This window comes from Acidovorax sp. SUPP1855, from assembly GCF_030158955.1.
In the GTDB taxonomy this organism is placed as follows: Bacteria; Pseudomonadota; Gammaproteobacteria; order Burkholderiales; family Burkholderiaceae_C; genus Paracidovorax.
The window spans coordinates 49,601-61,968 of the sequence record NZ_BQXI01000021.1 but is presented as its reverse complement, the minus strand read 5'-3'; the positions used below and the strand labels follow the sequence as shown (position 1 = coordinate 61,968).

Here is a 12,368-nt window from a genome sequence, read left to right as displayed (position 1 = left end):
AATGATCGATTCCCGGAACCGGGGATCAGACCGCCATGATTTCCTGTTCCTTGCCGGACACCAGCGCATCGACTTCAGCGATGTGCTTGTCGGTGACTTTCTGGATCTCGGTTTCCGAACGCTTCTGGTCGTCTTCGGAGGCCAGCTTGTCCTTGACCAGCTTCTTGACGGCTTCGTTGGCGTCACGGCGCAGATTGCGCACGGCGATCTTGGCGCTCTCGCCTTCGTTGCGCGCGAGCTTGGTCATTTCCTTGCGGCGCTCTTCGCTCATGGGAGGCATGGGTACGCGGATCAGGTCGCCCATGGAGGCGGGATTCAGGCCCAGATCGCTTTCGCGGATGGCTTTCTCGATCTTGGCGCCCATGCCTTTTTCCCAGGGCTGGACGCTGATGGTGCGCGAGTCGATCAGGGCCACGTTCGCCACTTGCGACAACGGCACGAACGAGCCGTAGTACTCGACCTGCACGGAATCGAGCAGCGCTGGATTGGCGCGGCCGGTGCGGATCTTGGACAGATTGTTCTTGAACGCCACGATGGACTGGTCCATCTTGGTTTCTGCATTCTTCTTGATATCGGCAATGGTCATGTTTTTCTCCTCAGCATGAAGCCGGGCGCGCCGGGGCGCGCCCAACGCTCAAGCGTACACCAGCGTGCCTTCGTCCTCACCCATGACCACGCGCTTGAGCGCGCCGTGCTTGATGATGGAAAACACGCGGATCGGCAACTTCTGGTCACGGCACAGAGCAAACGCCGTCGCATCCAGAATCCCCAGATTGCGCGACATGGCCTCGTCGAACGTGAGCTTGGTGTAGCGGGTCGCCGTCGGGTCCTTCTTGGGATCGGCGGTGTACACACCGTCCACCTTGGTCGCCTTCAAAACCACCTCGGCACCGATTTCGGCACCCCGCAGCGCTGCCGCGGTGTCGGTGGTGAAGAAGGGATTGCCAGTACCGGCGGCGAACACCACCACCTTGCCCTCTTCCAGGTATTGCAGGGCCTTGGGACGCACGTAGGGCTCGACGACCTGCTCGATGGCGATCGCCGACATCACGCGGGCCGTCAGTCCCTGCTTGTCCATGGCGTCGGCCAATGCCAGCGCGTTCATGACCGTGGCCAGCATGCCCATGTAATCGGCGGTGGCGCGGTCCATGCCGACCGAGCCGCCGGCCACGCCGCGAAAGATGTTTCCGCCACCGATCACCACGGCCACCTGCACACCCATGCGGGTGACCTCAGCGATCTCCTCCACCATCCGGACGATGGTGGCACGGTTGATGCCGAAGGCATCGTCCCCCATGAGCGCCTCGCCAGACAACTTGAGCAAAATGCGCTTGTGGGCTGGTGCAGCGATGGACATGGGGACTTCTCCGTGGGGCAATGGAATGGCGGGTGAGGTGGCGATGGGGTCTGCGATCAAGCGGCAGACTTGGCGGCTGCCACCTGGGCGGCCACTTCGGCAGCGAAGTCGTCCACCTTCTTCTCGATGCCTTCGCCGACCACGTACAGCGTGAACGCCTTGACCGTGGTGTTGGCGCCCTTGATCATCTGGCCCACGGACTGCTTGCCGTCGGCGGCCTTTACGAAGACCTGGTCGAACAGGGACACTTCCTTGAGGTACTTCTGCACGCCGCCTTCGATGCGCTTGCTGACGATTTCGTCGGACTGCACGGCCTTGCCCTCGGCTTCCGCCTTGGCCTTGTCTTCCGCGGCCTTGGCAGCGGCGACCGAGCGTTCCTTCTCGATCAGGTCGGCAGGCACGTCGGCGCTGGTCAGCGCGACGGGCTTCATGGCAGCGATGTGCATGGCCACGTCCTTGGCAGCGGTTTCGTCGCCTTCGAACTCGACCACCACGCCGATGCGGGTGCCGTGCAGGTAAGAGGCCAGCTTGTTGCCGGAGAAGTGCTTGAAGCGGCGGAACGACATGTTCTCGCCGATCTTGCCGATCAGGCCCTTGCGCACTTCTTCCAGGGTGGGGCCGAAGCCGTCCTGGCTGTAAGGCAGGGCACCCAGGGCTTCCACGTTGGCGGGATTGTGCTTGGCCACCAGTTCGGCAGCGGCCTTGGCCAGCGCGAGGAAGCTGTCGTTCTTGCTCACGAAGTCGGTTTCGCTGTTCACTTCGATCAGCCCGCCGGTCGTGCCGTCGATGTAGCTGGCGACCACGCCTTCCGCGGTGATGCGGGCAGCGGCCTTGCCGGCCTTGGTTCCCAGCTTCACGCGCAGCAGCTCTTCCGCCTTGGCCAGGTCGCCTTCGGCTTCCGTCAGGGCCTTCTTGCATTCCATCATGGGGGCATCGGTCTTTGCGCGCAGTTCGGCGACCATGCTTGCGGTAATTGCAGCCATCTTTTTCTCCAGTCTCAGTTCAGTTCGTTACAGCATTCGGGCTAAAAAAAAGGGGGCTAACCAGGAGCCCCGCTTTCATTCGCGACAGGTCGCGCGGCCGGGAATCAGGCAGCGGTTTCTTCCACTTCCACGAATTCGTCAGAGCCTTCGGCAGCCACGGCCTTGACCACGTCGTTCACGGCATTGGCACGGCCTTCGATGATCGCGTCGGCGATACCGCGGGCATACAGTGCCACGGCCTTGGCCGAGTCGTCGTTGCCGGGGATCACGTAGTCGATGCCTTCGGGGGAGTGGTTGGAGTCCACCACGCCGATCAGCGGAATGCCCAGCTTCTTGGCTTCAGCCACGGCGATCTTGTGGAAGCCCACGTCGATGATGAAGATGGCATCGGGCAGTGCATTCATTTCCTGGATGCCGCCGATGTCCTTTTCCAGCTTTTCCATTTCGCGGGTGAAGGTGAGCTGTTCCTTCTTGCTCATGGCGTCGAGGCCGCATTCTTGCTGGGCCTTCATGTCCTTCAGGCGCTTGATGGAGGTCTTGACCGTCTTGAAGTTGGTCAGCATGCCGCCCAGCCAGCGCTGGTCGACATAGGGCACACCGGCGCGCTGCGCTTCGGTGGCGAGGATTTCGCGGGCCTGGCGCTTCGTGCCGACCATCAGGATGGTGCCGCGGTTGGCGGTGAGCTGCTTGGCGAACTTTTGGGCATCCTGGAAGAGCGGGAGCGACTTTTCCAGGTTGATGATGTGGATCTTGTTGCGATGGCCGAAGATGTACGGGGCCATCTTGGGGTTCCAGAAACGGGTTTGGTGACCGAAGTGGACACCGGCTTCCAGCATTTCGCGCATGGTGACGGACATGAGAATTTCTCCGAAGGTTGGGTCTAAAATCCAGCCCCAATAACTGCCGGCTTGCAAGAAGAAGGCAGCACCTTGAAAGGGCTGGTTTGCGATTTGTCTTGCCAAGTTGTCGGCCACGCACTGCGCAGCCACCAGCAAAACCCAAAGATTCTAGCATGGCAGATTGACCGAGCCCAAACGGACCCTTGCGCCACCGGCGCGGCCGGCGCCGGCAGGGCCCGCCTGGAAACAGTCCCTTGGAAAACACAAAAACAGTAGCAGCCAGCGCAGTGTCCATTAGCGCCGGTGCCTGAAAGAGCTCAGAAACCAAATGCACATCGCCATCGTGGGCGCCGGGATCGTCGGCGTCACCACTGCTTACGAACTGACGTGCGACGGCCACGAGGTTTCGGTTTTCGAACAACGCAGCGCCGCGGCCGAGGAATCGAGCTTCGCCAATGCCGGCCTGTCCTCGCCCGCCCTTCTCATTCCCCTGGCGGCCCCCGGCATCGGCGGCCCGCAAAGCACCCGGCTCTGGGGACGCCATGCGGCGGTGCGGATCGCGAAGGGGGTGACGGCTTCCGAGCTGCGATGGCTCTGGCGTTGGCGCAAGGCCGGCCGTTCGCCGGCCCTTCCGATGGCCCTTTCCGCACTGGAGCAACTGGGCCGCTACAGCCAGGCGCGCATGCGGTGGGTGTCGGAGCAGTTGCAGGTGGACGCGGAAACCGGCCGCGGCGCGCTGGTCCTGCTGCGCACGGTCGAAGACCTGGCGCACGTGCAGCCGGCCCTGCAACTGCTCCGGGACGCGGGCATGGCCATCCACGACGTGGATGCCGAGACCGCCCGCCAGATCGAGCCGGGCCTGTCGCCCGACGCCCCCATGATCGGCGCCCTGCACATTCCCGACGGCGAGTCCGGCAACTGCCGCCTCTTCGCCCAGATGCTGCGCTATGCCGCGCAGGAGCGCGGGGCGCAATTTCATTTCAATGCCCAGGTCACCGGGCTGGATGCGGCGCCCGCGGGCCTGCGGATCGCCGGCGAGACGCTGCCGCGCCGGTTCGATGCCGTCGTCGTCTGCGCCGGCGTGGCAGCGGCGGCGCTGTTGCGCCCCTTGGGTGCCGAGCTACCGATGGCCGCGCTCCACGGCTACTCGATCAGCGCCCCGGTGCGCGAAGACTCCCATGCCCCGCAAGGATCGGTCGTGGACCCGCTCCACCGGGTGACGATCACGCGCCAGGGCCAACGCGTGCGCATCGCGGGTGGCGCTGAACTCGGCCGGGGCGATGGCGCGCACCATGCGCCCACGCTGCAAACGCTCTACCAGGCCATCTCCGGCTGGTTTCCCGGCGGGGTGCAGGTTTCGTCGGGCCAGGTGCAGGTGTGGCGCGGTGCCCGCCCCACCCTGCCGGACGGCGCCCCGGTCGTGGGTCAGAGCGGCTTGCCGGGAGTGTGGGTCAACGCCGGCCATGGCGGCTGTGGCTATGCGTTCGCCAGTGGCAGCGCGCGGGCCCTGGCCGACCTGATGGCCCAACGCGCGCCCGAGGTGGATCTGCAGCACTTCGCGCTGCGCCGCTTCTGAGCCGGACCCGACGCCATGCGCTCCGAGCCGCCCGCAGCAACAGCGCCGCAGCCCACCCTGCGCCGGATCACGGCCGATCGGCCCCATCCCCTGTTCGACACGCCGGCCACGCGCCGGATCGAACAGGCCCTGGCAGCGCAGTGCCCCCCGCACACCCTGATGCAGCGGGCCGGTTGGGCGGTGGCCCGGCTGGCCCAGGCCATCGCCCCGCACGCACGCAACGCATGGGTGGTCTGCGGCGCGGGCAACAACGGCGGCGACGGCCTGGAAGCGGCGTTCCACCTGCACCGGGCGGGGCGCATCGCCACGGTGACCTGGCTGGGCCGGCCGGACACGGTGCCACCCGATGCGCTCGCGTCCTATCGGCGCGCAGCAGCCGCGGGCGTCGTTTTTTCCGATGGCCCGCCGCCCGACATGGGGCCCGATGACGTGTGCGTGGACGCGCTGCTGGGGATCGGCCTGGCGGGCAGCGGCAAGCCCCGTGCGGCCGACCCGCGCATCCAGCACCTGCTGGCCCAACTGCATGCCACGCCCGCCCCGGTGCTGTGCGTGGATACGCCCTCCGGCCTGTCGGGCGACGCGGGCCAGTTCGCGGCCGGACTGGCACCGCCGCCGGGCGCCGCGGCGTCTGCGCGGCACACCCTGGCCCTGCTCACCTTGAAGCCCGGGCTGTTCACGGGGAACGGGCGCGACGCGGCCGGACAGGTTTGGTTCGACGACCTGGGCTGTGGCGCGACGGACGTGGCGCCCTGCGCCTGGCTGGCGGCAGCGCCACCGCCCGCCCACCGCGCCCATGCCAGCCACAAAGGCAGCTACGGCGATGTGGCGGTGGTGGGCGGAGAAGGGCTGCGGGCCCGGGGCATGGGCATGGCGGGCGCAGCGCTGTTGGCGGCATCGGCGGCACTGCACGCGGGTGCCGGGCGGGTAATGGTGGCCCTGCTGGACGGGGGCGATCTGTCCCTCGACCCCATGCAGCCGGAATGCATGTTCCGGCGTTTCGAAGCGCTGCACCTGGAGCAAGGCACCGTGGTCTGCGGATGCGGCGGGGGCGAGGCCATCCGGGCGGTGCTGCCGAAGGTCCTGGCCGAGGCGCGCCGCCTGGTGCTGGATGCGGATGCGCTCAATGCCGTGGCCGGCGACCCGTGCTTGGCGAAGGCGCTGCGCGATCGCGCGGCGCAGCTGGGCCGGCACACCGTGCTCACGCCCCACCCGCTGGAAGCGGCCCGGCTCCTGGCGGTGGACACGCCAGGCGTGCAGGCCGACCGGCTGGCCGCGGCCTCCCGGCTGGCGGAGCAATTCGGCTGCGCCGTGGTGCTCAAGGGCTCGGGCAGCGTGATCGCGGCCCCGGGGCAAACGCCCCGCATCAATCCGACCGGCAACGCACGCCTGGCAACGGGCGGCACGGGGGATGTGCTGGCGGGACTGGTGGGTGCGCGGCTGGCCGCGGCGTCCGACGTGCCGAACGCCGCCTTCGATGCGGCCATGGCAGCCTGCTGGATGCACGGCGAGGCGGCAGACCAATGGCCTGACGGCACCGCCCTGACGGCGTCGGCACTCGCCCGGCGGCTGACGCCTGGGTGAATTCAGCCCGAAACGGTTGATTTGCGTCAACGGATCGCAACCAACCGTAACTGTCGTCGCAACAGCCTTCCAAAAGGCCTTGTCTGACAGACCGGGCCAGAACGCAAGCGGTTTAATGCGTTCACTCCACCCGCCGTGCAGGCCCCCACCCCTCTTGAAGGACATCTGTCATGAAACGCAAAATCCATTCCGGAACCCGCGCTTTCGCAGCCTTTACGGTGACAGTGCTTCTCGCGGTGGCCGCCACCGCCATGACGCTGGTGCCGGACGAGGCGGTGCAGGCCGCCGACTCGCTGGTGAATCTGCCGGGCAACCTCGAACAGATTCTTCCCGCGGAATCGTTCCTCAACTGAGTCCGGCATCCCGGCACGGCGCGGGCCGGGGCCGTCCCCTGAACCTCCGCGCCATCCCCTCCCCCTTGAGTTTCTGCATCAGCGCTTTTCAGCGCTGAGCCCCAGCTCCAGCACCGACAACCGCCTGCGGGCGGCGGCAGCGGCGGGCCCATCGCCCCTTTGATCGGCACGCTGCGCCGCCAGGGTCAGCCAGGCCAGCAACGGCCGTCGCCAGCCCTGCGCAGAGGCGGCCTCCACGGCGAAGTCGACCACCTGCGGCGTTTCCCGGCCGGTTTTCACCCACACCCCTGCGGCCACCAGGCGCGACAGCGGATCGGCCAGGCCGGCTTGCGCAGCCGTGCCGGCCGCCCAGGCGCTGCGCTGCGGCTCGGGCAGGCGGGCGGCGGCGGCGCTGTCGATGGTGCCGGCCAGGTAATCGGCATAGGCCTGGTCCTGCGGCGCGGCGTCGGCGCGCAGGGCCTCGAAAGCCGTGCACGGCTCGACCACCAGGCTGGCGACCTGGGCGGCGCAGCGCATGAGTTCCACGCGTGCCAGCAGGTCGGGCCGCCCGGTGCGGGCGACTTCCGCCCGGGCCCGGTCCCACTCCAGCTGCGCGATGCGCGGCTCGCCCGACAGGTATGCCTCGGTGGCGTTGCGGGCCGCGCCGTGGGCATTCATCTGCCATTGCGGCGTGGGGGGCTTGGCCGAGCAGGCCCACAGGGCCAGGCAGGGGAGCAGCGCGGCGGCACGCAGCACCGGTGTGCGCAGCGGGGAAGACAGCAGGGGTTTCATGGCAGCTTGAGTTCCGTGTCGCGCGCAAACGGCCATTTGCGCTGGATGTCGTTGACCAGCCCTTCCACCTTGCGCAGGTTGCTCTCCACTTCGGCCCGCAAGGTGCCCAGGTCAGTGGTGGCTTCGCGCGCGTTGGCGCCGATGGCCTGGGCTTCGGCCAGCACGGCATCGACCTTTTTCAGGCTCTGGCGGGTGTCGGCCAGCAGGCCGTTGAGCTGCACCACCGTGGCCCGCACCTCGGGCACCAGCCCCGGATCGCCGGCCGCCCCGAACACCTGCCGGTCGGCCTTGGCGGCCATGCCGTCGATGCGCGCCAGCAGCTGGTTGGTGCGGTCCAGTGTGGCGGTGATCTTTTTGGCATCCGCCTCGCTGCCCATGAGCACGTTGAGCGCGCCGCCCGGCGCGTTCAGCCGCTCGGTCAGCGTGCGCACGTTGGACAGCGTGCCGCCCAGCGCGGCGTCCTGGGCCGTCATGGCCTGCAGGTTGGACAGCAGTTCGCGCGCCGAGGCCATGAGCTGCGGGATCTCGGCCGTGGCATCGCCGCGCAGCACCGGGCGTTCGGCGCCGTCGGCCAGCAGCGGATCGGTGAGGATGCCGCTGTAGGCCTTGATGGTGGTGCCGCCCACGATGCCGCGCACCAGCGTGAAGACGCTGGACTCGCGCAGCCAGTGCGCGTCCTTGCGCGGCACGTCGATCAGGATGCGCACGTTGCCGTCGGGCGACAGCTCGATGCCGCGCACCCGCCCGATCGGGAAGCCCGAAAACGTCATGTCCATGCCGACCACCACGCCCTCGGAGTCGTCGGCCGTGAGCACCAGGCGCTGCGTGGGCTCGAAGACGCCCCGCGCATACAGCAGGTAGAACGCCGAGCCCACGATGAGCGCCAGCGTGAACAAGAGCAGCGCCGCGGCCTTGCGCTCCAGGTTCGCCACCGGGCGCTGCGCTTCGAGCAGCGCCTCGCTGGCGGCATCGTCCGCTTCGTGGGAAGGGGGCCGCTCAGCCATGGCGCGCACCGCCGTGGGCCCGCGGGCCGAAAGCGCCGGCGGGGAAGGTGTCTGGGTCGGGCATGAAAGCGTTTCCTCGGTGAGGCCACGGCGCGCAGCGCGTGCCATGGCCGGTGTCGGTCGTGGTATGGGTCACGGAACCAGTTAGTAGTAATTGCCCAGCAGGGACGCGACTTCGATCAGCAGCAGCACGGCGAACATGCGCGCGAGCCCGCCCAGTTCGGAGCCGTGGCGGCCCCGGCCGTCGCCGTTTTCGTAGAGCCCCGCCGCCATGGGAATGAGGGCCACGGCCAGGCTGAAGAACAGGGTTTTCAGCACGAACACCAGCGTGACGGCCGGCGTGAACACCTGGCCGAACATGCGCGTGTAGCTCGGCAACCCCGCGGTGTTGAGCCCATACACCCCGAAATAGGCCATGGCGAGCGCGACCACGCACGACAGCGCCGCGAGCGTGATGCTGGCGTAGATGCCGGCCACCACCCGGGGCAGCAGCTCCACGCGGATCGGGTCGGCGCCGTGCCGGCGCAGGCTGTCCAGGCGGCCGGCCTGGCGCATGAGGGCGAGCTGGGTGCCGTTGGGGATGGTGGTGCGCATGGCGACGAAGAGCGCGGCGGTGAGCGGGATCAGCTCCAGCACCAGCACGCGGATAACCATCTCCAGCGCGTAACGCGACAGGCCGTAGCTCAGCGCCGTGACGACGACGATGCGGGTGATGACCAGGCTGACCAGCGCCGCCAGCACCGTGAACCCCAGCAGGATGGGCGCCGTGTCCTGGTACATGTGCCGCGCGAGCCGCCAGCGCGTGGCGCGCCCGTAGCTGGACGGCGAGAGCATGAGCACCAGCGCCACCGACCCGAGGTGCACGATGCGCCACCAGGCCACCGCCCAGCCCCTCGCGGCGCGCCAGATGCGGTCGATCAGCGAGGGGGACGGCAGGCCGGCGATCATGCGGGCATCATAGTGGACGGGCCGGCGACGAAGCGTAACAAAATTGGCCTCCAGCGCATATTCCACTAGGGCGTTCCGCTATCAATTTCATTGCAATGCGACTGGTGACCGGGGGTGGCGCGGCCTGGCGTCACACGTGCCGCTTGGCCATCGGCGCGGGCGGCGGCACGGTTTCGGCATCGGCGCGGGCGTGCAGCGCCTCGATCACGCGGCAGCGGCCGGCATCGGTGCCGTCGCAGCGGCCGCGCAGCGACAGCAGCTCTTCCTCCAGCGTGCGCAGCTCCTGCAGCCGGGTGCGCACGTGCTGCAGGTGCTCGTCCAGGGTGTCGCAGGCCGCGTGGTCGGCCGCTGCGCCGCTGTGGTCCAGCGCCAGCAGGGTGCGCACCTCGTCCAGCGACATGTCCATGGCCCGGCACAGCCGGATGAAGCGCAGGCGGTGCACCTCGTCCGCGCTGTACAGGCGGTAGCGGTTGTCGGCACGGGCCTGCTGGGGCAGCAGGCCTTCCTTCTCGTAATAGCGGATGTTGGCGGCCGGCACGCCCGACAGGCGGGCGGCATCTCCGATACGGTGGCAGGGGCTTTGGGCAGACATGGCTTGACCTTCGAGCGGCTTCAAGGTTTTCAATCATGGCACGGCGGCATCGCGCGCGCCCCGACACACCAGGAAAACCATGACAAAACACAGCCACGACCTTTCCCATGCCGGCCACGACGGCCATGACCACGCGGGGCATGACCATGTCCCTGCCCCGGCTTCCGCCCGGCCGGCCACCGCGCCCCGCATCGATGTGTCCTGCTGCGGTGGTGGGTGCTCAAGCACCGCGCCCCAGGCCGGCAAGAAGGCGGCAGCCACCCCGGCGGGCGAAGCGCACGGCGACCACGGCGATGCCTCCGAAGGCGACCACGACGGGCACGACCACGGCGCCCTGCCCGGCTGGGGCCGCCTCGCCGCCGCCCTGGTGGCGGCCACCGGCGCAGAACTGCTGCACCTGCTGGGGCCGGACAGCACGCCGTGGCGCGTGGCGGGCATGGGCGTCGCCGCGGCGGCCATCCTGCTGGCGGGGCTGGGCATCTACCGCAGCGGCCTGCGCTCGCTGATGCGGGGCCAGCTGGGCATCAGCGCGCTGATGGCGGTGGCCGTGACCGGCGCGTTCCTGATCGGCCAGTGGCCCGAAGCCGCCATGGTGATGGCGCTGTACGCCCTGGCCGAGCGCATCGAGGACCGCGCCGTCGGCCGTGCGCGGGACGCCATCGGCGCCCTGCTGGCGCTCAGCCCCGACCAGGCCGACGTGCGCGGCCCGGACGGCCAGTGGCGCACCGTGCCCGCCGCCGACGTGGCCGTGGACAGCACCGTGCGCATCCGCCCCGGGGGCCGCGTGCCGCTGGACGGCGTGGTCACCACCGGCCGCAGCGCGGTGGACGAATCCAGCGTGACGGGCGAGAGCCTGGCCGTGGACAAGGCCCCGGGCGATCCGGTGTACGCCGGCACGCTCAACGCGCAGTCGGAACTGGAGTTCCGCGTGACGGCCGCGGCCGGCCAGACCACGCTGGACCGCATCATCCGCGCTGTTGAGCAGGCCCAGGGCGCCCGGGCGCCCACCCAGCGCTTCGTGGACCGCTTCGCCGCCGTGTACACGCCCGCCGTGTTCGCCATGGCCGTCGCCGTGGCCATCGGCGCCCCGCTGCTGTTCGGCTGGACCTGGCTGGATGCGATCTACCGCGCGCTGGTGCTGCTGGTGATCGCCTGCCCCTGCGCGCTGGTGCTGGCCACGCCCGTCACCGTGGTGAGCGGCCTGGCCGCCGGCGCCCGGCGCGGCATTCTCATCAAGGGCGGCAACTGGCTGGAGCTGGCCCGCGGCGTGCGCGCCGTGGCCTTCGACAAGACCGGCACCGTGACCGCCGGGCGCCCGGTGCTGGTGGGCCGCGAGTCCTTCGGCAGCGATGGCGCCCAGGATGTGGCGGCGGCACTCGCCGGGCGCTCGGACCACCCCGTATCGAAGGCCATCGCGGCCGGGCTCGGCACCCCCGCCGGCCTTCCCGAGGTGGAGGACTTCACCGCCCTGCCCGGGCGCGGCGTGCAGGCGCGCATCGCCGGCGCCACCTGGCTGCTGGGCAACCGCCGGCTGGCCCAGGAAAAAGGCCTGTGGACCGACGCCGTGGAGGCCGCCGCCGCCGCGCACGAGGCCCAGGGGCGCAGCGTCACGCTGCTGGCCGACGGCCAGGCCGTGCGGGCGCTGTTCGCCGTGGCCGACACGCTGCGCCCACAGTCGGCACAGGCCGTGGCGGACCTGCGCGCGCTGGGCATCGTGCCCGTGATGCTCACCGGCGACCACGCCGCAGCGGCCCAGGCGGCCGCGCGCGAGGCCGGCATCGACGAGGTGCAGGCGGGCCTGCTGCCCGAGCAGAAGCTGTCGGCCATCGCCGCGCTGCAGCAAAAGCACGGCATGACCGCCATGGCGGGCGACGGCATCAACGACGCGCCCGCCCTGGCCAAGGCCGACATCGGCTTCGCCATGGGCGGCGCCGGCACCGACGTGGCGATGGAGACGGCCGACGTGGTCATCATGAACGACGACCTGCGCCGCGTGGCCGAGACCGTGCGCCTGTCGCGCCGCACGCATGCCGTGCTGATGCAGAACATCGTGCTGGCACTGGGCATCAAGGCGGTGTTCTTCGGCCTGGCGCTGGCCGGGCACGCCACCATGTGGATGGCGGTGTTCGCGGACATGGGCGCCAGCCTGCTGGTGGTGGTGAACGGCCTGCGCATGCTGCACAGCGAATTGCTATCAAAAAAATAGCATTCGGCACATTCGAAACCCCGGCCCAAGCCCGTTTTCGCTGGATTTCCGGCGCGCAGCGGGCGGGCCCCGGAGAGACAGCTTGCGCCCCAGCGAACGAAGTGCTGGCGGGGCGGCGGAGCCGCCTTCGCGATCTGCAGGTGGCGCTTCGCACAATC

At 69.2% G+C, this 12,368-nt stretch carries 12 protein-coding genes; 4 read left to right on the top strand and 8 right to left on the bottom strand.

The features are described from left to right. Positions 1-25 precede the first annotated feature (25 nt). The 4 genes from frr to rpsB form a co-directional block, all read right to left on the bottom strand. The gene (gene frr / locus AVMA1855_RS17660) at positions 26-586 is read right to left on the bottom strand and encodes a ribosome recycling factor (RefSeq protein ID WP_272568485.1); all 561 of its coding nucleotides are present in this window, start codon (positions 584-586) and stop codon (positions 26-28) included. Positions 587-634: 48 nt separating this feature from the next. After that, positions 635-1,357 (bottom strand): UMP kinase, encoded by a 723-nt coding sequence (pyrH, locus tag AVMA1855_RS17655; RefSeq protein ID WP_272568484.1) that lies wholly within the window; start codon positions 1,355-1,357, stop codon positions 635-637. Between the two features lie 56 nt (positions 1,358-1,413). Continuing rightward, on the bottom strand, positions 1,414-2,340 hold the full coding sequence (gene tsf, locus AVMA1855_RS17650) for a translation elongation factor Ts (RefSeq protein ID WP_284426713.1): 927 nt from the start codon (positions 2,338-2,340) through the stop codon (positions 1,414-1,416). Positions 2,341-2,444: 104 nt separating this feature from the next. After that, positions 2,445-3,197 (bottom strand): 30S ribosomal protein S2, encoded by a 753-nt coding sequence (rpsB, locus tag AVMA1855_RS17645; RefSeq protein ID WP_284426712.1) that lies wholly within the window; start codon positions 3,195-3,197, stop codon positions 2,445-2,447. A 310-nt stretch (positions 3,198-3,507) separates the two neighbouring features. Here rpsB and AVMA1855_RS17640 point away from each other — a divergent pair, with 310 nt between their 5' ends. From AVMA1855_RS17640 to AVMA1855_RS17630, 3 genes are all read left to right on the top strand, one after another. Next, positions 3,508-4,755, top strand: a complete 1,248-nt coding sequence (locus AVMA1855_RS17640; RefSeq protein WP_284426711.1) for an FAD-dependent oxidoreductase — start codon at positions 3,508-3,510, stop codon at positions 4,753-4,755. A 15-nt stretch (positions 4,756-4,770) separates the two neighbouring features. Next, positions 4,771-6,336, top strand: a complete 1,566-nt coding sequence (locus tag AVMA1855_RS17635) for an NAD(P)H-hydrate dehydratase (protein WP_284426710.1) — start codon at positions 4,771-4,773, stop codon at positions 6,334-6,336. Positions 6,337-6,506: 170 nt separating this feature from the next. Continuing rightward, on the top strand, positions 6,507-6,689 hold the full coding sequence (locus AVMA1855_RS17630) for a hypothetical protein (RefSeq protein WP_272568478.1): 183 nt from the start codon (positions 6,507-6,509) through the stop codon (positions 6,687-6,689). 78 nt (positions 6,690-6,767) lie between these two features. Here the strand turns inward: AVMA1855_RS17630 and AVMA1855_RS17625 are convergent, their stop codons facing one another. The 4 genes from AVMA1855_RS17625 to AVMA1855_RS17610 form a co-directional block, all read right to left on the bottom strand. Further along, positions 6,768-7,460 carry a hypothetical protein gene (locus AVMA1855_RS17625; RefSeq protein ID WP_284426709.1) on the bottom strand — a complete coding sequence of 231 codons (693 nt, stop codon included), beginning with the start codon at positions 7,458-7,460 and terminating at the stop codon, positions 6,768-6,770. Continuing rightward, the gene (locus tag AVMA1855_RS17620) at positions 7,457-8,464 is read right to left on the bottom strand and encodes an MlaD family protein (RefSeq protein ID WP_284406162.1); all 1,008 of its coding nucleotides are present in this window, start codon (positions 8,462-8,464) and stop codon (positions 7,457-7,459) included. Before AVMA1855_RS17620 ends, AVMA1855_RS17625 begins: the two co-directional genes overlap by 4 nt. A gap of 144 nt (positions 8,465-8,608) precedes the next feature. Further along, the gene (locus AVMA1855_RS17615; protein WP_284398774.1) at positions 8,609-9,412 is read right to left on the bottom strand and encodes an MlaE family ABC transporter permease; all 804 of its coding nucleotides are present in this window, start codon (positions 9,410-9,412) and stop codon (positions 8,609-8,611) included. A gap of 130 nt (positions 9,413-9,542) precedes the next feature. Beyond that, positions 9,543-10,004, bottom strand: coding sequence for a MerR family transcriptional regulator (locus tag AVMA1855_RS17610; protein ID WP_272568473.1), 462 nt, complete (start codon positions 10,002-10,004; stop codon positions 9,543-9,545). 79 nt (positions 10,005-10,083) lie between these two features. On the opposite strand from AVMA1855_RS17610, the gene AVMA1855_RS17605 reads away from it, so the two are divergent. Then, on the top strand, positions 10,084-12,210 hold the full coding sequence (locus AVMA1855_RS17605) for a heavy metal translocating P-type ATPase (RefSeq protein ID WP_284426708.1): 2,127 nt from the start codon (positions 10,084-10,086) through the stop codon (positions 12,208-12,210). The last annotated feature ends 158 nt before the right edge of the window (positions 12,211-12,368 follow it).

Excerpts from the sequence above, each read along its gene's own strand:
- AVMA1855_RS17605 (WP_284426708.1), top strand. The coding sequence starts at position 10,084 with ATGACAAAACACAGCCACGACCTTTCCCATGCCGGCCACGACGGCCAT.
- AVMA1855_RS17630 (WP_272568478.1), top strand. The coding sequence starts at position 6,507 with ATGAAACGCAAAATCCATTCCGGAACCCGCGCTTTCGCAGCCTTTACG.
- AVMA1855_RS17640 (WP_284426711.1), top strand. The coding sequence starts at position 3,508 with ATGCACATCGCCATCGTGGGCGCCGGGATCGTCGGCGTCACCACTGCT.
- AVMA1855_RS17615 (WP_284398774.1), bottom strand. The coding sequence starts at position 9,412 with ATGATCGCCGGCCTGCCGTCCCCCTCGCTGATCGACCGCATCTGGCGC.
- AVMA1855_RS17620 (WP_284406162.1), bottom strand. The coding sequence starts at position 8,464 with ATGGCTGAGCGGCCCCCTTCCCACGAAGCGGACGATGCCGCCAGCGAG.
- AVMA1855_RS17610 (WP_272568473.1), bottom strand. The coding sequence starts at position 10,004 with ATGTCTGCCCAAAGCCCCTGCCACCGTATCGGAGATGCCGCCCGCCTG.
- tsf (WP_284426713.1), bottom strand. The coding sequence starts at position 2,340 with ATGGCTGCAATTACCGCAAGCATGGTCGCCGAACTGCGCGCAAAGACC.
- rpsB (WP_284426712.1), bottom strand. The coding sequence starts at position 3,197 with ATGTCCGTCACCATGCGCGAAATGCTGGAAGCCGGTGTCCACTTCGGT.
- frr (WP_272568485.1), bottom strand. The coding sequence starts at position 586 with ATGACCATTGCCGATATCAAGAAGAATGCAGAAACCAAGATGGACCAG.
- AVMA1855_RS17635 (WP_284426710.1), top strand. The coding sequence starts at position 4,771 with ATGCGCTCCGAGCCGCCCGCAGCAACAGCGCCGCAGCCCACCCTGCGC.
- pyrH (WP_272568484.1), bottom strand. The coding sequence starts at position 1,357 with ATGTCCATCGCTGCACCAGCCCACAAGCGCATTTTGCTCAAGTTGTCT.
- AVMA1855_RS17625 (WP_284426709.1), bottom strand. The coding sequence starts at position 7,460 with ATGAAACCCCTGCTGTCTTCCCCGCTGCGCACACCGGTGCTGCGTGCC.